The organism is Pseudomonas sp. P135, assembly GCF_020312125.1.
In the GTDB taxonomy this organism is placed as follows: domain Bacteria; phylum Pseudomonadota; class Gammaproteobacteria; order Pseudomonadales; family Pseudomonadaceae; genus Aquipseudomonas; species Aquipseudomonas fragariae.
In genome coordinates this window covers 74,712-93,893 of the sequence record NZ_JAGPYR010000015.1, presented here as the reverse complement: position 1 = coordinate 93,893, position 19,182 = coordinate 74,712, and the positions used below count along the sequence as shown (strand labels likewise).

Below are 19,182 nucleotides of genomic sequence, written 5' to 3'. Positions count from 1 at the left end.
AGGCAATCAGTCGGGAATCGGCAGATTCAGGCTCTCTTTGACTTCTTCCATGACGATGTAGCTCTTGGACTCACGCACATGCGGCAGTTTGAGCAGGATATCGCCCAGCAGTTTGCGGTAGGAGGCCATTTCGGAAATCCGCGCCTTGACCAGGTAGTCGAAGTCGCCGGACACCAGATGGCACTCCAGCACATGGGGCAGCTTCAGCACGGCACGGCGGAATTCTTCGAAGGTGTCGCCAGACTTGTAGTCCAGGCTGATCTCGACGAATACCAGCAGGCTGGCCTTGAGGCTTTGCGGGTTCAGTCGGGCGGTGTAGCCCATGATGATCCCTTCGCGTTCCAGCCTGCGCACCCGTTCGGTACAGGGCGTGGTAGACAGGCCGACCCGCTCGCCAAGCTCGGTGAACGAGATGCGCCCGTCGGCCTGCAGGATGCGCAGAATGTTGCGATCTATCTTGTCCAGTTCACGATTTGACTGGTGTTGAGTGCGCACGGGTCATTTCCCCTCTAGCAAAGTGTTTATCGCCGCGAATAAACACTGAATATAAATCTTTATACAGTGAGAAGCACTGCTCATTGCTCAATATACTGCGCACATTCTTGCTTAAAACTTCGAATTGTCAGCGGATATCCGCGATGAGGTCATCGACATGCGCGTTCTGGTCCTGGGTAGTGGCGTCATCGGTACAACCAGTGCTTATTATCTGGCGCGTGCCGGTTTCCAGGTGACCGTCGTTGACCGTCAGCCTGCTGCTGCCATGGAAACCAGTTTTGCCAATGCCGGCCAGGTTTCTCCGGGCTATGCGTCGCCATGGGCTGCGCCGGGTGTTCCGCTCAAAGCGCTCAAATGGCTGCTGCAGCGTCATGCGCCATTGGCGATCAAGGCAACAGCGGATATCGATCAGTACCTGTGGATGGCGCAAATGCTGCGCAACTGCACGGCCAGCCGCTATGCCGTCAATAAAGAACGCATGGTACGCCTGTCCGAATACAGCCGCGATTGCCTGGATGAACTGCGCCTCGAGACCGGCATTGCCTACGAAGGACGCAGCCTGGGCACCACGCAGTTGTTCCGTACCCAGGCCCAGCTGGATAACGCTGCCAAAGACATCGCTGTGCTCGAGCAGTCCGGTGTGCCCTATGAACTGCTCGATCGCGACGGCATTGCCCGTGTCGAGCCCGCGCTGGCCGGCGTGACCGGCATCCTCAGCGGCGCGTTGCGCCTGCCCAACGACCAGACCGGTGACTGTCAGCTGTTCACCACGCGCCTGGCGGAAATGGCCGTGGCGCTGGGTGTCGAGTTCCGCTACGGGCAGAACATCGAACGCCTCGATCACGCTGGCGACCGCATCAATGGCGTGTGGATCGACGGCAAGCTGGAGACCGCCGATCGTTACGTGCTGGCGCTGGGCAGTTACTCGCCGCAGTTGCTCAAGCCGCTGGGCATCAAGGCACCGGTCTATCCGCTGAAGGGCTATTCGCTGACCGTGCCGATCACCAACCCGGACATGGCACCGACTTCGACCATTCTCGATGAAACCTATAAAGTCGCGATCACTCGTTTCGACAACCGGATCCGCGTCGGCGGCATGGCGGAAATCGCCGGTTTTGACCTGTCGCTCAATCCGCGTCGACGCGAAACACTGGAGATGATCGTCGGTGACCTCTATCCTCAGGGCGGCGACCTGACCCAGGCCGATTTCTGGACCGGGTTGCGTCCGACCACGCCCGACGGTACACCGATTGTGGGTGCGACACCGTTCCGTAACCTGTTCCTCAATACCGGCCATGGCACCCTGGGCTGGACGATGGCGTGTGGTTCCGGTCGTTTGCTGGCAGACCTCATCGCCCGCAAGACACCTCGTATTAGTGCTGAAGGCCTTGATATCTCTCGTTACGGCAATACCCAGGAGAATGCACAGCATGTCCATCCAGCGCCAGCTCACCAATGAGCGCATGAGTCAGGTCGTTGTCCACAATGGCACCGTCTATCTGTCGGGCCAGGTCGGCAATGACATGACCGCCGGTGTCGAGCAGCAGACCCGAGAGGTTCTGAACAGCATCGAGCGCCTGCTCGACCTGGCCGGCACCGACAAGACGCGTATCCTGTCGGTCACCATTTACCTGAAAGACATCGACGCCGACTTCGCCGGCATGAACAGCGTCTGGGACAAATGGCTGCCCAAGGGTTTCGCGCCTGCACGCGCAACGGTCGAGGCCAAGCTGTGCGAGCCGGAAATCCTCGTTGAACTGTCGGTGGTTGCCGCGCTGCCCTGACTCCCTTTTGCCCGGCGCGTCCCTGCGTCGGGTTGATCTTCCCCTTCCATCCTTTCAGGCAAGTAAACGTCATCATGCGTCCAGCCCGCGCCTTTATCGATCTTCAGGCACTGCGTCACAACTACCAATTGGCCCGTGAAAGCAGCGGCGGCAAAGCGCTCGCCGTCCTCAAGGCCGATGCCTACGGTCACGGCGCGGTGCGCGTCGCGCAGTCACTGGAAGCGCAGGCCGACGGTTTTGCAGTGGCTTGCATCGAAGAGGCGCTAGAGCTGCGTGCGGCAGGTATCCGTGCGCCCGTCCTGCTGCTCGAAGGCTTTTTCGAAGCCGACGAGCTGGCGCTGATTGTCGAGCATGACCTGTGGACCGTTGTACACGCGACCTGGCAACTGGAAGCTATCGAGCAGGCGCGCCTGGGCAAGCCGATAACCGTCTGGCTCAAGCTCGACACCGGCATGCACCGGGTCGGCCTGCATCCTCACGAGTACCAGGCGGGTTATCAGCGTCTGCTGGCAACCGGCAAAGTGGCCAGGATCGTGCTGATGAGCCACTTCTCCCGCGCCGATGAGCTGAACAGCGGCTGCAGTGATGAGCAGCTCGCCGTATTCGAGACCTTTCGCAAGGGGCTGGCAGCAGAAACCAGTCTGAAAAACTCCCCGGCGGTGCTGGGCTGGCCACAGATTCCGAGTGACTGGTCGCGCCCGGGCATCATGCTCTACGGTGCTACGCCGTTTGATCAGGTGCACCCGCTGGCGGATCGCCTGCAACCGGTGATGACCCTGGAATCGAAGATCATCAGCGTGCGTGAACTGCCCGTTGGTGAGCCCGTGGGCTATGGCGCGACATTTGTCTGTGACCGGCCGTTGCGTATCGGTGTAGTGGCGATGGGGTACGCCGACGGCTATCCGCGTCACGCGCCGACCGGCACGCCCGTGCAGATCGATGGCCAGCCATCCAGGCTGCTCGGACGCGTGTCCATGGACATGCTCTGCGTCGATCTCACCGAGGTGCCGCAGGCCGGGCTCGGCAGCCGCGTCGAGCTGTGGGGCAAGCAGGTGCTCGCCAGTGAAGTGGCCCGGCGCGCAGAAACCATTCCCTACGAAATCTTCTGCAATCTGCGTCGCGTTCCGCGCATCTATTCCGAGGACTGATTCAGCCCTCTGTGCTCCAGGCCGCGGTGGGTCAGGTGTCTGTCGAAGTGTTGTAAATATCGAACGCTGTTGCCATGATGGCGTTCATATCGACTAGACCTGACAAAACCTGGGGGAATATCGCATTGGACGTGGGTGAACGACTGCAATCGATTCGCAAGCTCAAAGGCCTGTCCCAGCGTGAACTCGCCAAGCGCGCAGGTGTGACCAACAGCACCATCTCCATGATCGAAAAAAACAGCGTCAGCCCTTCGATCAGCTCGCTGCGCAAGGTACTCGGCGGCATCCCCATGTCCATGGTCGAATTTTTCTCGGAAGAATCCGTGCCCGAGAACGCGGCTCAAGTGGTGTACAAGGCCAGTGAGCTGATTGATATATCGGACGGCGCCGTGACCATGAAGCTGGTCGGCAAGTCGCATCAGGGCCGCGCCATCGCCTTTCTCACCGAGACCTACCCCCCGGGTGCCGATACCGGCGAAGAAATGCTCGTCCACGAAGGCGAAGAGACCGGCATCCTGGTTGAGGGTCGGCTGGAACTGGTGGTCGGGCTGGATACCTACGTGCTCGAAGCAGGTGACAGCTATTATTTCGAAAGCACCCGGCCGCATCGCTTTCGTAACCCGTTCGACGTCCCGGCACGATTGATCAGTGCGGCCACCCCGGCCAATTTCTGACCCGCCCCCTTGCGATGAGTGACGCGTGAAACTGACCTGGAAGATTCTGAGCAGCGCAGGCGTCCTGACGTTGTGGGCGCTCAATGTGCAAGCCGCCGATACCGCCCGAGCGCCTGACGACATCATCGCGGCGCATTGTGTTGCCTGTCACAGCGTAGGTCTGCTCAACGCGCCGAAGATCGGTGACACGGCGGCCTGGGAACAGCGCGCCCAGCAAAAAGGCGGCCTTGATGGACTGCTGGCCAGCACCATCAAAGGCCTCGGCATCATGCCCCCGAAAGGCACCTGCGGCGATTGCACAAACGATGAACTGAAGAGCGCCATCCAGAGCATGTCCGGGCTGAAGTGAGGTGCACCCTCGTTCCCGTGCCTGAGCGCCCGGCGCTGTGCATACGTTTTGTGGGAGCGAGCCGGGCGACGCTTCGCTTGCTCGCGAAGATGATGTTTAGATCGATGCATTTTTGGCGATATTACACGCCCTTTTCGCGAACAAGTTCGCTCCTACGCCCTTTGGGCAGAAGCCTGGAAGCCTTTTGTTCCGGGCGTTCCAGGGATTGTGTATAACGATGATGCTCTGCGTGGCGAGCATGCAGCACTTTGACGTTGCCGCCTGTCCAACCTGCACCCAATAACAATTCAGGAGAGCTGGGATGCCGTATTCCTGTTCCATCGAGCATGCCGTCGATCACGTTCTGGCGCAGCTACCCGAGCATATCCACCTGGGGATGCCGCTGGGGCTGGGCAAGCCCAACCGGTTCGTCAACGCGTTGTACCAGCGCATCAGCGAGTTGCCCGAACGACGGCTGACGATCTACACCGCGCTGACACTCGGGCGGCCGACGCCGGGGGAGGGTTTGCAGGCGCGCTTTCTCGAACCGTTTCTGGAGCGCGTCTTCGCTGACTATCCGGAGCTCGATTTCCTCGCTGCACTGCGCCGCGACAAACTCCCTGCCAATATCCGTGTGCAGCAATTCTTCATGCAGCCGGGCAGTCTGCTCAACAGCCATTCAGCCCAGCAAGACTACGTCAGCAGCAATTACAGCCATGCCGCCCGCGACATCAATGCCAATGGCCTGAATCTGGTCGCGCAACTGGTGGCCCGTGACGAACAACACCCGGGCACGCTGAGTCTGAGCTGCAACCCGGACGTGACCCTCGACCTGTTGCCCATGATCGCCAAGCGTCGGGCTGCCGGAGAGACCATTCTGATGCTCGGCCAGGTGCACGCCGACCTGCCTTACATGCCGGGCGACTCGGAACTGGATGTCGACGCCTTCGATGTGCTGATCGACGAAGACGAGCGCAGTACGCTGTTTTCCACCCCCAATATGCCGGTGGGCTATCAGGACCACCTGATCGGCCTGCACGCCAGCACGCTGGTGCGTGACGGCGGCACGTTACAGATCGGCATCGGCTCGATGGGCGATGCACTGACCGGCGCGCTGCTGGCTCGCCAGGCCGATAACGAAACCTGGCGCGGCCTGCTGGCCGAGTTGAACATGAGCAACTGGCAGACCCTGATAGATCGGGAAGGCGGCGTTCAGCCGTTCGCCAGCGGCCTTTACGGTTGCAGCGAAATGTTCGTCAACGGCCTGCTGGTACTCGCCGATGCCGGTATCGTACGGCGCAAGGTGTATGCCGATGCAGAACTGCAACGGCTGGCCAACATGGGCACGCTGGATGAGGATGCCCATCCCGGTGGCGTGGTCGTGCATGGCGGTTTTTTCCTCGGCCCGCAGAGTTTTTACGCGCGACTGCGCGAGCTGCCCGCCGAGCGGCTGGCACAGTTCAACATGACCGCCATCAGCTACATCAACGAGCTTTACGGCCAGGAAGAACTCAAGCGCCTGCAACGCCGCGATGCGCGCTTCATCAACAGTGCGTTCACCGTCACCCTGATGGGCGCGGCAGTGGCTGATCAGCTGGAAGATGGCCGGGTGCTCAGTGGCGTGGGCGGTCAGTACAACTTCGTGGCGCAGGCCCATGCACTGGAAGGCGCCCGTTCGATTCTGATGCTGCGCAGCTGGCGTGAGTCGGGCGGCGAGGTCAGCTCCAACATCGTCTGGCAGTATGGCCACACCACCATTCCCCGACACTTGCGTGACATTGTCGTCACCGAATACGGCATCGCTGATCTGCGCGGGCAGACCGACGCGACAGTCATCGAGCGAATTCTGAACATTACTGACTCGCGGTTTCAGTCGGGCCTGATCGAGCAGGCGCAAAAGGCTGGCAAGCTGCCCAAGGACTTCCGTCTCGATCCGCGCTTCACCGACAATACGCCCGAGCGCCTCAAGGACACTGCATCACGCTACCCGTCACTGTTTACCGAATACCCGCTGGGGTGCGACTTTACCGCCGAGGAGCGCGACCTGCTGAGAGCCTTGAACTGGCTGAAGAGCAAGCTCAAGCTCACTGAAATCCTTGAGCTGGGCAAGGCGACTCTCGACGCTCCGGACCCCGAAGCCTTCCACGCGCACTTGCAGCGCATGCAGCTCGACGCGCCGCAGGGCTTGCGCGAAGAGTTGTATCAGCGGCTGTTGCTGGCCGGGTTGCAGAACAGCACCGGGCTTGCCGGTTAAGACGCGGGCACTGATCGTTGCCGCTGGCGACGATCGGTTTCCGGCGTCTAGGTCGTTGCCTTGCGGGTCGCACGCCCCACCGGACCCGCACGCTCTTCGATGGCGTGCTGCAGAGCTTTGCGCTGGCCCATCAGGAACGCCAGCTCTGCGACCACAAACAGCGGGCCGATGATCAGCCCGGTCAGGTCATCGATGAAGGCCGGTTTGCGCCCTTCGTAGTAATGGCCGACGAACTGGATGATCCAGCCAATCACAAAGAGCCCGACGCCCGCACTCAGCCAGACCATGGTTGCCTGCTGCGCAAGGTTGGCCCCGGCCCAGATACACAGCGCCAATAACACCGCCATGACCATGCCCAGGGTGCGATCAAGTCGCAGGTAAAACACCGTCGAGCCCAGCGCCAGCAGCGCCGCAGGTGAAAGCCACAGCCCGCTGACAGTCCAGCCCGGTCGCGAGAGAAGCACCGCCACGGCCAGCACGATCAGTGGAATACCCACGAAGTGCGTCACGATATTGCGTGAATCACGGTGATAAGCCGCGTATTGGCTGAGATGATCGACAAGGGTTTTCATTATTATTCCTGCCTGAGACGATGGCCGGCGTGAGCCTGATTTCTTGTACAACATGCATGGCTGAAAGAGAAGGGAGCAAAAATGACAAATGGAGTGTCGTGGCGGTCACGATTGCTATCCGATTACTGGTTTTCCCATCTGCCTGCCGATCTGCAGGATAGCCTGCTGGAGGCTGCCCGCCAGCGCCGCAAGACGCCCGGCAGGCGGCTGTTCGACAAGGGCGATCTGCCCTGCGGTGTTTATGTGCTGCTGGAGGGCAGCGTGCGGATCGGCGCCGCCCACGAGCAGCGGCTGCTGAGGCACGTGGAATCGACAAGCGCGCCGTGCTGGTTTGGCGAAGTCTCGCTGTTTGACGGGCTGCCGCGCCGTTTCGAAGTCTGCTCGCTTGAGCAGAGCATCTTCCTGCACATCCCCCAGCCATTCCTCGCCCGGCTGCTCGACAGGCACCCCGAGTACTGGCGCTGGTTTGCCGCACTGCTCAGCCAGAAGGTCGGCTTGCCACTGCAGAGCCCCGAGAAAATGCGTCAGCTGCCGCCGCGGGCGCGGATCGCCTGGCGGCTGTTGATGCTCAGCGAGGGGTATGGCCCGTTGAGCCACGCACGCCGCCTGATTGCGCTGGATGACATTCAGGCGGCGGAGCGTCTTGCGCTTGCCTCGCCGGCCTTGCTGGAAGTACTCCAGGACCTGCATGAGCGCAGGATCGTGCGCCTGGGAGAGGGGCACCTGGAGGTGTTCGATGTGGACAGGCTGCGCAGGGTCGCGAACTTTTCCAGAGCCAGGGCTGTGTGCTGATCACCGGTCATGATCGGGCCTGGACACATCCGGTAACGGCTCCGCTGTCGCTTCGATTGAGATAGCAAATGGGATTCACTACCATTTCGCCTCCTTTGCGAACGCGAGATACCCCGATGCAGGCAAGCAAGCGTCTTCTGGCTGCTCTGACACTGACTTTACTGGGCAGCACCGCTCAGGCTGCCGATGAAGTGGTGGTGTATTCGTCCCGGATCGACGAACTGATCAAGCCGGTATTCGATGCGTACACGGCCAGTACCGGGGTGAAGATCAAATTCATCACCGACAAGGAAGCGCCGCTGATGCAGCGCATCAAGGCCGAGGGCGAGAATGCCACCGCCGACCTGTTGCTGACGGTCGACGCGGGCAACCTCTGGCAGGCCGAGCAGATGGGTATCCTGCAGCCGTTTACCTCCCCGGTGATCGAAGCCAACATTCCACCGCAGTATCGCTCGTCGACCCACGGCTGGACCGGTCTGAGCCTTCGCGCGCGGACCATCGCCTACTCCACCGACCGGGTGAAGCCTGCCGAGCTGAGCACCTACGAGGCGCTGGCCGACAAGAACTGGGAAGGCCGTCTGTGCCTGCGTACCGCGAAGAAGGTCTACAACCAGTCGCTGACCGCTACGCTGATCGAAACCCACGGCGCCGAAGCGTCGGAGAAAATCCTCAAGGGCTGGGTCAACAACCTGTCCACCGACGTGTTCTCCGATGACATCGCGGTGCTTGAGGCGATCAATGCCGGGCAGTGCGACGTGGGTATCGTCAATTCCTATTACTACGGTCGCCTGCACAAGGAAAAACCGGATCTGGCGGTGAAGCTGTTCTGGCCGAACCAGGCTGATCGCGGTGTGCACGTCAACCTGTCGGGTATCGGTCTGACCAAGTACGCCCCGCATCCTGAAGCCGCCAAGGCGCTGGTCGAGTGGATGACCGGCCCCGAGGCGCAGAAGATTTTCTCCAGCGTCAATCAGGAGTTCCCGGCCAACCCGAACGTGGCGCCTTCAGAAGAAGTGGCCAGCTGGGGGCCGTTCAAGGCCGACACCCTCCCGGTCGAAGTGGCAGGCAAGCGTCAGGCAGAAGCGATACGCATGATGGATCGCGCGGGCTGGAATTGATTTAATACCCAGTGCCTTATCGCTCCCACGCTTCAGTGCTCAGCGTTAGCTCAGGTACTGAATAGCCTGGAACACGGGGCTTTCAGGCTTCTGCCCGCAGGGCGTAGGAGCGGACTTGTCCGCGAAGCCGTCAGTTCAGATAATGCATTTTCTGAGAATGTACCGGCCTTTTCGCGGACAAGTCCGCTCCTACGGCTTTCAGCCAGAATCAGAAGCAGACCTGTGCGCACGCTCTGCTTACCCTCTTGAACCCCCTCATTTCGAGAACCTCCGTGGCCCATCCTGCCCAACGCCGCTGGTACCCCCTGGTTTTCGCCATCGCTGCACTGGTCGTGCTGCCGCTGAGCGTTCTGCTGCTGTCGTGGGAGACGGTCGACCAGCAGATATGGTCGCACCTGCTCGAAACCCAGATGGCGCGTCTGCTGAGCAATACGCTGATCCTGGTGCTGGGTGTCGGCGTGGGCGTGACCCTGCTGGGGGTGAGCCTTGCGTGGCTGACCAGCCTGTGTGAATTCCCTGGCCGCCGCTGGCTGGACTGGGCGCTGATGCTGCCGTTCGCGATCCCCGCCTATGTGCTGGCGTTCGTGTTCGTCGGGCTGCTGGATTTTTCCGGCCCGGTGCAGACCCTGATGCGCGAATGGTTCGGCTCCGGTCTGCGCCTGCCCCGGGTGCGTTCTACCGGTGGGGTGATCATCGTCCTGGTGCTGGTTTTCTATCCCTACGTCTACCTGTTGGCGCGCACGGCGTTTCTGGCGCAGGGCAAGGGTCTGATGGAAGCTGCGCGAGTGCTGGGCAATACGCCCCTGCAGGCTTTCTGGCGCGTGGCGCTGCCAATGGCGCGTCCGGCCATCGGCGCGGGGGTGGCGCTGGCGCTGATGGAGACCCTGGCCGATTTTGGTGCCGTGTCGGTGTTCAACTTCGACACGTTCACCACTGCCATCTACAAGACCTGGTACGGCTTCTTCAGCCTGTCCAGCGCCGCGCAACTGGCCAGCCTGTTGCTGTTGGCCGTGTTGGTGCTGCTGTACGGTGAACGCCGCGCCCGGGGGGCAAGTCGACCGGCCAACGAGCGTCCGCGTGGCGCTGCGCTTTACCGGTTACGCGGCATCAAGGCATGGGCCGCGAGCTTCTGGTGTGGGCTGGTGTTTCTCTGTGCCTTCGTGGTGCCGATGCTGCAATTGATCGTCTGGGTCTGGCAGCGTGGTCGCTTCGATCTGGATGAGCGCTACACCGGTCTGATTCTGCACACACTCTATCTGGGTGGCATGGCGGCGTTGATCACTGTCAGCGTGGCGCTGATTCTGGCGTTTGCCCGACGTATGGCGCCCACGCCCGCGATCCGCTCCGGCGTCAGTCTCGCCAACCTCGGCTACGCATTGCCAGGCTCGGTACTGGCCGTTTCAATCATGCTGGCGTTCAGTTACCTGGACCGCGAACTGGTCATTCCGCTGTCCGGCTGGCTGGGCGGCGCAGGCAAGCCCTTGCTGCTGGGCAGCCTCTCGGCCTTGCTTCTGGCGTATCTAGTGCGTTTCATCGCCGTCGCCTTCGGTCCGCTGGAGCACAGCCTGTCGCGGATCCGCCCGTCATTGCCTGAAGCGGCGCGCAGTCTGGGGGTCAGCGGGCCAAAGTTGTTTCTCAACGTGTATCTGCCGTTGCTGGTGCCAGGGGCGCTGAGCGCGGCGCTGCTGGTGTTCGTCGATGTGCTCAAGGAAATGCCGGCAACCCTGCTTATGCGCCCGTTTGGCTGGGATACGCTGGCGGTTCGCATCTTCGAAATGACCAGCGAGGGCGAGTGGGCGCGGGCTGCGTTGCCAGCTTTGTCGCTGGTGCTTGTAGGATTATTACCCGTCATTGGGCTGATTCGTCGCTCTGCCCGTCAGATTGGTTAGGTGCGGGGGCCTCACCTTGCGGCTACAATGCGCCGCAATTGGTGCGGTCTGTCAGATAATTCGGTCAGCTGTTACGTGCTGCAAACTCCGGTTCATGGGGGGCTTGCCGATCTCGTCTGCCCGCACCTTCGCCACGCCCGGAAGGAGAAACCCATGGGACAGCGTACCCCCCTGTTCGACCTGCACCTCGCCCTTGGCGCGAAAATGGTCGATTTTGGTGGCTGGGACATGCCGTTGCATTACGGATCGCAGGTCGAGGAACACCATCAGGTGCGTCGCGACTGTGGGGTCTTCGATGTCTCTCACATGAACGTGATCGATGTGCTCGGCCCTCAGGCCCGAGTCTGGCTGCGTCGTCTGCTGGCCAATGATGTAGACAAGCTCAAAACCCCCGGTCGTGCCTTGTACAGCGCCATGCTGGACGAGAGCGGCGGGGTGATCGATGACATGATCGTCTACCTCACGCCTGAAGGTTATCGGCTGGTCGTCAACGCGGCGACCGGCGTCAAGGATCTTGCCTGGATGCAGGCGCAACTGGGTGACTTCGACGTGCAACTGGTCGAGCGCAGTGAAATGGCCATGCTCGCCATTCAAGGCCCCAAGGCCAGAGCCCGTATTGCCGAGCTGGTTTCAAGCACCCGCGCCGAACTGATTCACCGGCTCAAGCCGTTCGAAGGGCTCGATGATGGCGACTGGTTTATCGCGCGCACCGGCTACACCGGCGAGGACGGCCTGGAGATCATGCTGCCTGCCGAAGAGGCCCAAAGCTTTTTCAATGAATTGGTTGGCGCGGGTATTTCCCCGATCGGCCTGGGCGCTCGCGACACGCTGCGCCTTGAGGCCGGCATGAACCTGTATGGCCAGGACATCGGCGAGCATGTCTCGCCCTTGGCCTCGAATATGGCCTGGAGCATCGCCTGGGAGCCTGCCGAGCGTGATTTTATCGGTCGCAAGGCGCTGGAGAGCGAACGGGCTGAAGGAACTGCCTTCAAGCTCGTCGGATTGGTGCTCGAAGAGCGCGGTGTCTTGCGGGCGCATCAGGTGGTACGTGTTGCAGAAATTGGCGAAGGAGAGATCACCAGTGGTAGTTTCTCTCCTACGTTGAGCAAATCCATTGCACTGGCTCGCGTTCCGATGGCGACCGCTGACCGGGCCGAGGTGGAAATCCGCGGCAAATGGTACCCGGTGCGGGTGGTGCAGCCTGCGTTCGTGCGCCATGGCAAAACCTTGATCTAACCTATGGCGGGTTTTCCGCTGACCCGATGTTGAGGATGACTAAATGAGCAATATTCCCGCCGAGCTGCGTTTCGCCGAAAGTCATGAATGGGCACGTCTGGAGTCAGACGGTACCGTGACCGTCGGCATCTCGGACCATGCACAGGAAGCACTGGGCGATGTGGTCTTCGTCGAACTGCCGGAAATCGGCACAGCGTTCGCTGCCGGTGACACCGCCGGTGTTGTCGAGTCGGTCAAGGCCGCTTCGGATATCTACTCGCCGGTTGCGGGCGAGGTGATCGAAGTCAACACAGCGTTGGGCGATGCCCCCGAGTCGCTCAACAGTGATTCGTACGGTGCCTGGATCTTCAAGCTCAAGCCAAGCGATGCCAACGGTGATCTGGCCAAGCTGCTGGATGCCAATGGATACGAGGGCGTCATCGGCGAATAATCAATGCACGAGAGTGCTGTTGATGGGGGGTAAGGTGGTTCACTTAAGTAGAACCACCTCACGGCCTTCTGGGATGGATTAACAGAATGTTAAAGCCTGGGAAAGGTTTTCGAGAGCATTCGAAGGCGTCAAAGACTCGGCCATCAAAGTAGATTGATGGCCGAGCAGCTTAGGCTTTACCCACGCCCCAGACATCTGTTCGTGCGTAATCAACGCCCTTTTTAATGGCGTTTAATACAAACTTATCACTCTCGGAACCGGTGGTTATATAGGCCCACCATATTGACGGTTCGCCTGAAAAGGGGATGTTTTTCGAGTAAACGCCGATATTTGTTTGCGTATCAGCTTGTTGTATGCGAAAGGGTGTTGAGGGAGCATATTGGTCAATGGTTATGGTTCTCCAGGTGCCATTTTCGTCTGGTTGATATAACCAAAAAAGGTGGGGGCGATCATAGTTTCTACTGGCGTATATATAGCCATTATTTGAGTCGGCAAGAAGCCCTCCTTGACAATTGCCGTCTCTCACCCAGATTCGGTAGGCACCCCGACCGCTGTCATAGCGAAAATAAAGCTCAACCGAGGTGGCCGCTTTAGCGTTAGCGCACAAATACTCCCCAGGTACAATCTCAGAGCCAGTGGAGATCCTCTCATAATGAAGGGGGGATACGTTACCTGCCTTCTGTGTTGAAGCAAGAGAACAAAAATCAATATTTATTAAAATGCTGCTTCCGTCGTTCTTCTTGTCGTTGTAGGCCAACTTCGCGGTGAAGGATTTTTCGACATCCGTATTCATGTAATTCTCCTTGAAATTATTTGTCAGTCTTTTTATTTTGTCAGGCGGATGAGAGGTTATCTACTGATAGTATTGACATTTTTTATATGGTTTTGGAGCTTTAAGAGTAGTGCGTTATGGCCGAATTCTGAGTTTTAAATACGCTTGAAAGTTTGTCGTTTTATATGAGTTTTGGGCGCGTTCTCAATGAGATTTCAGTCGCCAAGGCCTGAGCACCTTTATTAATAACAGTCTTGTAGAGGATGTCGCTCGTGCGGTGTGTGTCTCCAGTCGGGCAACCGTTGGCCGACCTCGTATACCGCTGACGAGCTACATTGATTCCTGCGCTGCATGGCCTTGTTTAGTAATGATTTGCAAGGCACCCACACGGCTGAACATCTCTGATGAAGGTTTGGCATGTCGCCACTTTTAGACACGGACCGAACAGCCGATGTCGTCGACAGGACGATATTTTGCTCAATGCAGAGACGGGAGGGGTGTTAATGAATCACCGTCCAGGCCTTAAAGGCCAAGGACGGTGAATATTTCTATAATAAGCCGCGATGCTGCTTCGCTTGAGCGAGCGGTATCAGGCTCATCAAGCAGCATTTTTTATTTATGACGCTTACTGGTTTTCAGCGACCAGATTCTTATCCAGGATCGCGTTGGCCAGTTCCATGTCGGTGGCTTTCAGGCCTGGATTGTCTTTGCGCACCTGCTCGATGGCTGCTTCCAGGAATGGACCGCGGATGCCACCGTCGCTGGCGACGAAGCTGCCTGCGTCGTCCTGGGCGGCGACGATCAGTTTGTGATCCTTGAAGGTCAGGTAAGTCGAGCCGGTGGTTGCACCGGAAGACAGCACATTACGCCAGAAGGTGTCAGCCATCGCTGAACCCATTGGGATGGAAAGCAAGGCTACGGTGGCGACAGCGAACTTGAGACGCATGATGAATTACTCCAGCTGTGGTTGTTCTGAGGGGTTGGATAGCTAAAGGCATGAACTAGTTCAATCAAGGTGTACCGCGCAGTTCACTTTAGCTGGCTCGGCATGCCGCCAGGCCTTCTGGAACGACGCTCTCAACCCTGATCAGCGTTGTTCGCTCTGCGGTGTCACTCGCAGCACTTCCTCGAGTGTAGTCAGGCCTGCCGAGACTTTCTGCGCGCCGGACAGACGCAGGCTGCGCGTTCCTTCCTTGAATGCCTGACGACGCATGGCAGTCAGGTCCAGGTCCGCCGAGATCAATGCCTTGATGTTGTCGGACATGACCATGATCTCGTAAACACCCGCCCGGCCCCGGTAGCCGGTATCGCGACACTCCACGCAGCCGACCGCCTGATGCGCGCCAGGCGGCACCGGTGCCTGCCAGGGGCGGGTCAGGGTTTGCCAGTCGGTCTCGTTGAGGTTGATGGGCGCCTTGCAGTGTGGGCACAGGGTGCGCACCAGACGCTGTGCCATGACGCCGAGGATGGTCGCCTTGAGCAGGTAATGCGGTACACCCAGTTCGAGCATCCGGCTGATTGCGCTGGGCGCATCGTTGGTGTGTAGCGTCGACAGCACCAGGTGGCCGGTGAGTGCCGCCTGAATCGCCATTTCGGCGGTCTCCAGGTCACGAATCTCGCCGATCATGATGATATCCGGGTCCTGGCGCATCAGCGCGCGCACGCCGGCGGCAAAGTTCAGGTCGATGTTGTGTTGAACCTGCATCTGGTTGAAGGCCGGTTCGACCATCTCGATGGGATCTTCGATGGTGCACAGGTTGACCTCGGAGGTCGCCAGCTTCTTGAGGGTGGTGTAAAGCGTGGTGGTTTTGCCCGAACCGGTCGGGCCGGTGACCAGAATAATGCCGTTGGGCTGGCGGGTCATTTCCTGCCAGCGCCGCAGGTCGTCACTGGAAAAGCCCAGTTGATCGAAGTCCTTGAGCAACACCTCGGGGTCGAAGATCCGCATGACCATTTTTTCGCCGAACGCGGTCGGCAGGGTCGACAGGCGCAACTCCACTTCGCGATTCTCCGGCGTGGTGGTCTTGACCCGCCCGTCCTGTGGTTTGCGCTTTTCGGCGACATTCATCCGCCCCAGGCTTTTCAGGCGGCTGACTATCGCCATGATCACCTGCGCCGGAAACTGGTAAACGTTGTGCAGCACCCCGTCGATGCGAAAGCGCACGGTGCCCTGCTCGCGGCGCGGCTCGATGTGAATATCACTGGCGCGTTGCTGGAAGGCGTACTGGAACAGCCAGTCGACGATATTGACGATGTGCGCGTCGTTGGCGTCAGGCTCCTGATCGCTGGCACCGAGCTTGAGCAACTGTTCGAAGTTGCCCATGTTGCTCATTTTTTGCTCGGAGGCGCTGGCGCCGCTGACCGACTTGGCCAGCCTGAAAAACTCCATCGCCATGCGCTGGATGTCTGCCGGGTTGGCGACCACACGTTTGATCTGCAGCTTGAGCACATGCGCCAGGTCGGCTTCCCATGAGCGCACATACGGCTGCGCGCTGGCGATGGTCACCGATTCGCGATCGACCGCCACGGCGAGAATCTTGTGGCGCTGGGCAAAGGCGTAGGACATCAGTGGCGTGACCGCCGCGACGTTGATCTTCAGCGGGTCGATACGCATGTAAGGCTGGTCACAGGCTTTGGCCAGCCAGGCGGTCAGGGTTTCCACGTCCAGCTTCTTGCCCGGCCGCTTGAGATCGTCAAACTGCAGCGAAGCGAGAAACTCGAGGGGGTGCAGCTGAATGTTCACCGCACTGCGACGTTGGGTGAGTGCCGTTTCCGCGTCGTCCTGGCCGAGATAGCCTTCGGCAACCAGATCACGCAACACATCATTCAGATCGAGCCAGCGATCCTGTGAAGAGGGGGCCAGGGCTGCCATGTGCGCTCCTTGAGGCAATTCGTCATTGGACGATGAACAAGAGTAGACGCCAAGCGTGACAGCGTTATGGGTTCTATGCGACCGGGAATTGCCGGAGCAGGCGAATTGATTCAGCCCGTCGCCAGGGCGGCACGGGATTGCGCGGTGTTCCGGGCGTCGACCTGCTCGACTTCCACTGAGCAGACGTCGATCAGGTTGCGCATTTTTTCGCCAATCACCTGTGCTCGATGCCAGCTCAATCTGGAAACCTGAAGGTCGATGAGCAGCAGGCTCTCTTGTTGCACAGCACTCAATTGGTCGGGAATCAGGTACTGCATGGCAAACAGGTTCAACACCTGACAGAGCAAGGCAGGCTCGGCTTCGGCGCAGACACGGTAGCGTGCGCAGCACTGCGCATTGCTGGACGACCAGCTATCTGGACGCTGCGAAGGGAGGGTGACGGCTTCGAGATTGGGCATGCTGATACTCCACAAGGATGCTGGAAATCTTTGCATGCGTGAAAAGAAATTTCTGGTCCATCATTGGGTGGATTAGTCTTTATAAGACTTGTTAATGCGCTGCAGGCTATTTCGGAAAATTAATTATGCAAATCGAGCTGGACAGTTACGATCGCAGGATTCTGGCGCTGCTGCAGGAAGATGCTTCGCTTTCCAGTGCGCAGATTGCCGAGCAGGTCGGTCTGTCGCAATCACCCTGCTGGCGCCGCATACAGCGGCTCAAGGATGAAGGGGTGATTCGCCGTCAGGTGGCGTTGCTGGACCGCAAGAAAATCGGTCTGAACACGCAGATATTCGCCGAGGTGAAACTCAACGCCCACGGGCGCTCCAACTTCACCGAGTTCACCGACGCGATTCGTGGCTTCCCGGAGGTGCTGGAGTGCTATGTGCTGATGGGATCGGTGGATTTTCTGCTGCGCATCGTGACCCCGGATATCGAGGCGTACGAGCGGTTCTTTTTCGAAAAACTGTCGCTGGTACCCGGTATTCAGGAAGTGAACTCGACAGTGGCCCTCTCCGAGATCAAATCCACGACCAGCCTGCCGCTGTTGCGCTGACGGGGCTGGTGCCCGGAGTTGCGCCCGCCTCGGTTGTGCCTCGTGCACCGAGGTGGCTGGTTTTGCTGCCGGTTCCCGGCAGTTCGCGGACAAGTCCGCTCCTACAAAAAACGGGAGATCATGTACAAGCGCAGCGTCGCCCGGTCTGCTCCCACGCCCTTCGGGCAGAATCAAAAGCGGACTTGCGTATGACGCTGAATGATCTGGCCTGCAGCAGTGCTTCTGCCCGGAGGGCGTAGGAGCGGACTTGTCCGCGATGGGCTGCGAAGCGGCCCTAAAACGTTTCAGGCTTCTACGGCCTTCTGATCCAGCCTTACAAGCGCAGCAGGGTTTTCCAGGCACGGCTCTGGAAGACGGTGATTGCCTGTTGCACGCGGGCATCGAGGACTTCGTCGCTGATGTCCAGGTGCGCCAGTTCTTCCAGCTTGCGCAGTTCGCCGTACAGACGGTCCAGCTCCGGCAGGCCCAGCGCGCCGCGTGCCCAGTGCAGCCAGGACTGGATGCGCTCGATGCGCGGCAGTTGCTCGGCCAGGTCTTCCGGCTGCTGCTGATAACGGCTCAGTTGCAGGGACGTGGCTTCTTCGCCCAGCAGGCGTGGCAGCCAGCTGCTCAACAGCGCGGCGCCCTGACGATTGCCGCGGGTGTTGCGTTCGGTGGTCCAGCTGCGCGTCAGCAACCAGCGTGAGGTATTCAGCGAGAACTCGCCCCAGCGCGTGTCCTGCAATTCTTCGAGGAATTGCTCGTGGGCGGCACCGCGTACATCGGCATCGTCCTGTCCGGCCTGGACCAGCGGACGCCAGTCTTCCAGCAAGGCGTCGAGCGCAGCACGCAGTTGTGCGGTCGAAGTGCGTGGCGCGGCCTGACCGAGGCTGCTGGTCAGAGCACGCAGTTCGGCGAGCATCTCGACCCAGTCCTGCAGCAGGCGCCAGTGGCCGTTGAAACGGTATTGCTCGGCCAGACGCTGGCTGCTGCCCAACAGATGCCATGCCAGCGCGGAATAAGCGTCGTCCAGCGGCGTTTCAGCATTCAGGGCGGGCGCGTGCAGGCTCAGCGAGTAGCTGCTGGCATCGAGCAGACGGTAGCCGCGCTCGGCCTTGCTGATATCGCACGGCATCAGCGGCAGCGTTGCAGCCAGCTCGGCGGCGAGTTCCAGCAGCGCGGCAGGCTCGCCTTCACGCAGCTCGAGTTCCAGCTCGCAGATTTCTTCCTTCTGCTTGCCCGCAACCACCTGGCCCAGATCCAGTGCGGCTTCGATCACCACTTTGGCCTTGCCACGGCCCCAGGCAATCTCGGCTTTCTCACGCACGAAATCGGTGGTGAACAGCGGTTTGATGGTTTTCTTGTCCAGATCGGCCAGTTGTTCGGGCCAGCAATCGCCTTCGAGCTTCTTCAGGTCCAGCTTGGCCTTGCTCAGGTCCCAGTTGTACTCATTGCGCTCGGACAGGCCGGCCACGCTTTGCCCGCGAGTTTTCATGGTCTGGATGATCTGATCGCCGTCGCGGCGGATGCGCAGGGCGACTTTGGCCTGCGCCAGCTCACCTTCGGGGGTATCGAAATACTGGTTCGACAGTTCCAGGCGCTCCCAGCCACTCTTGTTGCGCTTCTTGAGCAACGGGTGTTCACGCAGTGCAGCGAGGGTCTCGCGGCTGACGCGGAGTTTGATTTCTGTTTCTTTTTGCATGGCCGGGGGAATCCAAACGCTGATACGGATAAACGGGAGCGCAGCCCATGATTGAACGGCTGCCGAGGCCGTCAGTGTACAGG

At 59.8% G+C, this 19,182-nt stretch carries 19 protein-coding genes; 12 read left to right on the top strand and 7 right to left on the bottom strand.

The features are described from left to right. Window positions 1-6: 6 nt before the first annotated feature. Window positions 7-495 carry a transcriptional regulator DadR gene (gene dadR, locus KBY08_RS20195; protein WP_003314011.1) on the bottom strand — a complete coding sequence of 163 codons (489 nt, stop codon included), beginning with the start codon at window positions 493-495 and terminating at the stop codon, window positions 7-9. A gap of 157 nt (window positions 496-652) precedes the next feature. Here dadR and dadA point away from each other — a divergent pair, with 157 nt between their 5' ends. From dadA to KBY08_RS20165, 6 genes are all read left to right on the top strand, one after another. Further along, window positions 653-1,954, top strand: a complete 1,302-nt coding sequence (gene dadA / locus KBY08_RS20190; RefSeq protein ID WP_024638965.1) for a D-amino acid dehydrogenase — start codon at window positions 653-655, stop codon at window positions 1,952-1,954. After that, window positions 1,926-2,279, top strand: a complete 354-nt coding sequence (locus KBY08_RS20185) for a RidA family protein (RefSeq protein WP_003392569.1) — start codon at window positions 1,926-1,928, stop codon at window positions 2,277-2,279. The genes dadA and KBY08_RS20185 overlap by 29 nt, the downstream gene beginning before the upstream one ends. 74 nt (window positions 2,280-2,353) lie before the next feature. Beyond that, the gene (alr, locus tag KBY08_RS20180) at window positions 2,354-3,427 is read left to right on the top strand and encodes an alanine racemase (protein WP_103359454.1); all 1,074 of its coding nucleotides are present in this window, start codon (window positions 2,354-2,356) and stop codon (window positions 3,425-3,427) included. Between the two features lie 125 nt (window positions 3,428-3,552). Further along, entirely contained in the window at window positions 3,553-4,101 is a 549-nt protein-coding gene (locus KBY08_RS20175; protein WP_003314015.1) for a cupin domain-containing protein, read from the top strand. Window positions 4,102-4,126: 25 nt separating this feature from the next. Then, a complete protein-coding gene (locus KBY08_RS20170; RefSeq protein WP_103359455.1) occupies window positions 4,127-4,450 on the top strand; it encodes a c-type cytochrome in 324 nt (107 codons plus the stop codon). 301 nt (window positions 4,451-4,751) lie between these two features. After that, window positions 4,752-6,683 (top strand): acetyl-CoA hydrolase/transferase C-terminal domain-containing protein, encoded by a 1,932-nt coding sequence (locus KBY08_RS20165; protein WP_103359456.1) that lies wholly within the window; start codon window positions 4,752-4,754, stop codon window positions 6,681-6,683. A 47-nt stretch (window positions 6,684-6,730) separates the two neighbouring features. Here KBY08_RS20165 and KBY08_RS20160 read toward each other — a convergent pair whose 3' ends face one another. Next, complete coding sequence (locus tag KBY08_RS20160; RefSeq protein ID WP_024652143.1) at window positions 6,731-7,255, bottom strand: DUF962 domain-containing protein; 525 nt, start codon at window positions 7,253-7,255, stop codon at window positions 6,731-6,733. 81 nt (window positions 7,256-7,336) lie between these two features. Between KBY08_RS20160 and KBY08_RS20155 the strand changes: the two genes are divergently transcribed. The 5 genes from KBY08_RS20155 to gcvH all read left to right on the top strand — a co-directional run bounded on the left by KBY08_RS20155 (window position 7,337) and on the right by gcvH (window position 12,720). Beyond that, on the top strand, window positions 7,337-8,047 hold the full coding sequence (locus tag KBY08_RS20155) for a Crp/Fnr family transcriptional regulator (RefSeq protein WP_103359457.1): 711 nt from the start codon (window positions 7,337-7,339) through the stop codon (window positions 8,045-8,047). A gap of 116 nt (window positions 8,048-8,163) precedes the next feature. Beyond that, on the top strand, window positions 8,164-9,165 hold the full coding sequence (locus KBY08_RS20150) for an extracellular solute-binding protein (protein ID WP_003414043.1): 1,002 nt from the start codon (window positions 8,164-8,166) through the stop codon (window positions 9,163-9,165). 272 nt (window positions 9,166-9,437) lie between these two features. Next, a complete protein-coding gene (locus tag KBY08_RS20145; RefSeq protein ID WP_104723010.1) occupies window positions 9,438-11,054 on the top strand; it encodes an ABC transporter permease in 1,617 nt (538 codons plus the stop codon). A 153-nt stretch (window positions 11,055-11,207) separates the two neighbouring features. Then, window positions 11,208-12,290, top strand: coding sequence for a glycine cleavage system aminomethyltransferase GcvT (gene gcvT, locus KBY08_RS20140; RefSeq protein ID WP_111522333.1), 1,083 nt, complete (start codon window positions 11,208-11,210; stop codon window positions 12,288-12,290). 43 nt (window positions 12,291-12,333) lie between these two features. Next, window positions 12,334-12,720: a glycine cleavage system protein GcvH gene (gene gcvH, locus KBY08_RS20135; protein WP_111522332.1), complete on the top strand. Its 387-nt coding sequence runs from the start codon at window positions 12,334-12,336 to the stop codon at window positions 12,718-12,720. Window positions 12,721-12,889: 169 nt separating this feature from the next. On the opposite strand, the gene KBY08_RS20130 is transcribed toward gcvH, so the two are convergent. The 4 genes from KBY08_RS20130 to KBY08_RS20115 all read right to left on the bottom strand — a co-directional run bounded on the left by KBY08_RS20130 (window position 12,890) and on the right by KBY08_RS20115 (window position 16,822). Next, complete coding sequence (locus tag KBY08_RS20130; protein ID WP_003403925.1) at window positions 12,890-13,513, bottom strand: hypothetical protein; 624 nt, start codon at window positions 13,511-13,513, stop codon at window positions 12,890-12,892. Window positions 13,514-14,117: 604 nt separating this feature from the next. Beyond that, window positions 14,118-14,438, bottom strand: a complete 321-nt coding sequence (locus KBY08_RS20125) for a DUF2388 domain-containing protein (protein ID WP_002551535.1) — start codon at window positions 14,436-14,438, stop codon at window positions 14,118-14,120. Between the two features lie 141 nt (window positions 14,439-14,579). Then, window positions 14,580-16,364 (bottom strand): GspE/PulE family protein, encoded by a 1,785-nt coding sequence (locus KBY08_RS20120; protein ID WP_111522331.1) that lies wholly within the window; start codon window positions 16,362-16,364, stop codon window positions 14,580-14,582. Between the two features lie 110 nt (window positions 16,365-16,474). Then, entirely contained in the window at window positions 16,475-16,822 is a 348-nt protein-coding gene (locus KBY08_RS20115; protein WP_003403920.1) for a hypothetical protein, read from the bottom strand. A 125-nt stretch (window positions 16,823-16,947) separates the two neighbouring features. Here KBY08_RS20115 and KBY08_RS20110 point away from each other — a divergent pair, with 125 nt between their 5' ends. Then, complete coding sequence (locus KBY08_RS20110) at window positions 16,948-17,418, top strand: Lrp/AsnC family transcriptional regulator (RefSeq protein WP_003305413.1); 471 nt, start codon at window positions 16,948-16,950, stop codon at window positions 17,416-17,418. A 313-nt stretch (window positions 17,419-17,731) separates the two neighbouring features. Here the strand turns inward: KBY08_RS20110 and KBY08_RS20105 are convergent, their stop codons facing one another. Continuing rightward, window positions 17,732-19,099: an inorganic triphosphatase gene (locus tag KBY08_RS20105; protein ID WP_177410940.1), complete on the bottom strand. Its 1,368-nt coding sequence runs from the start codon at window positions 19,097-19,099 to the stop codon at window positions 17,732-17,734. Between the last annotated feature and the right edge of the window lie 83 nt (window positions 19,100-19,182).

Coding starts and splice junctions, on each gene's coding strand:
- alr (WP_103359454.1), top strand. CDS start 2,354: ATGCGTCCAGCCCGCGCCTTTATCGATCTTCAGGCACTGCGTCACAAC.
- KBY08_RS20165 (WP_103359456.1), top strand. CDS start 4,752: ATGCCGTATTCCTGTTCCATCGAGCATGCCGTCGATCACGTTCTGGCG.
- KBY08_RS20115 (WP_003403920.1), bottom strand. CDS start 16,822: ATGCCCAATCTCGAAGCCGTCACCCTCCCTTCGCAGCGTCCAGATAGC.
- KBY08_RS20160 (WP_024652143.1), bottom strand. CDS start 7,255: ATGAAAACCCTTGTCGATCATCTCAGCCAATACGCGGCTTATCACCGT.
- KBY08_RS20150 (WP_003414043.1), top strand. CDS start 8,164: ATGCAGGCAAGCAAGCGTCTTCTGGCTGCTCTGACACTGACTTTACTG.
- KBY08_RS20105 (WP_177410940.1), bottom strand. CDS start 19,099: ATGCAAAAAGAAACAGAAATCAAACTCCGCGTCAGCCGCGAGACCCTC.
- KBY08_RS20120 (WP_111522331.1), bottom strand. CDS start 16,364: ATGGCAGCCCTGGCCCCCTCTTCACAGGATCGCTGGCTCGATCTGAAT.
- dadA (WP_024638965.1), top strand. CDS start 653: ATGCGCGTTCTGGTCCTGGGTAGTGGCGTCATCGGTACAACCAGTGCT.
- KBY08_RS20110 (WP_003305413.1), top strand. CDS start 16,948: ATGCAAATCGAGCTGGACAGTTACGATCGCAGGATTCTGGCGCTGCTG.
- KBY08_RS20185 (WP_003392569.1), top strand. CDS start 1,926: ATGTCCATCCAGCGCCAGCTCACCAATGAGCGCATGAGTCAGGTCGTT.
- KBY08_RS20155 (WP_103359457.1), top strand. CDS start 7,337: ATGACAAATGGAGTGTCGTGGCGGTCACGATTGCTATCCGATTACTGG.
- gcvH (WP_111522332.1), top strand. CDS start 12,334: ATGAGCAATATTCCCGCCGAGCTGCGTTTCGCCGAAAGTCATGAATGG.
- KBY08_RS20130 (WP_003403925.1), bottom strand. CDS start 13,513: ATGAATACGGATGTCGAAAAATCCTTCACCGCGAAGTTGGCCTACAAC.
- gcvT (WP_111522333.1), top strand. CDS start 11,208: ATGGGACAGCGTACCCCCCTGTTCGACCTGCACCTCGCCCTTGGCGCG.
- KBY08_RS20125 (WP_002551535.1), bottom strand. CDS start 14,438: ATGCGTCTCAAGTTCGCTGTCGCCACCGTAGCCTTGCTTTCCATCCCA.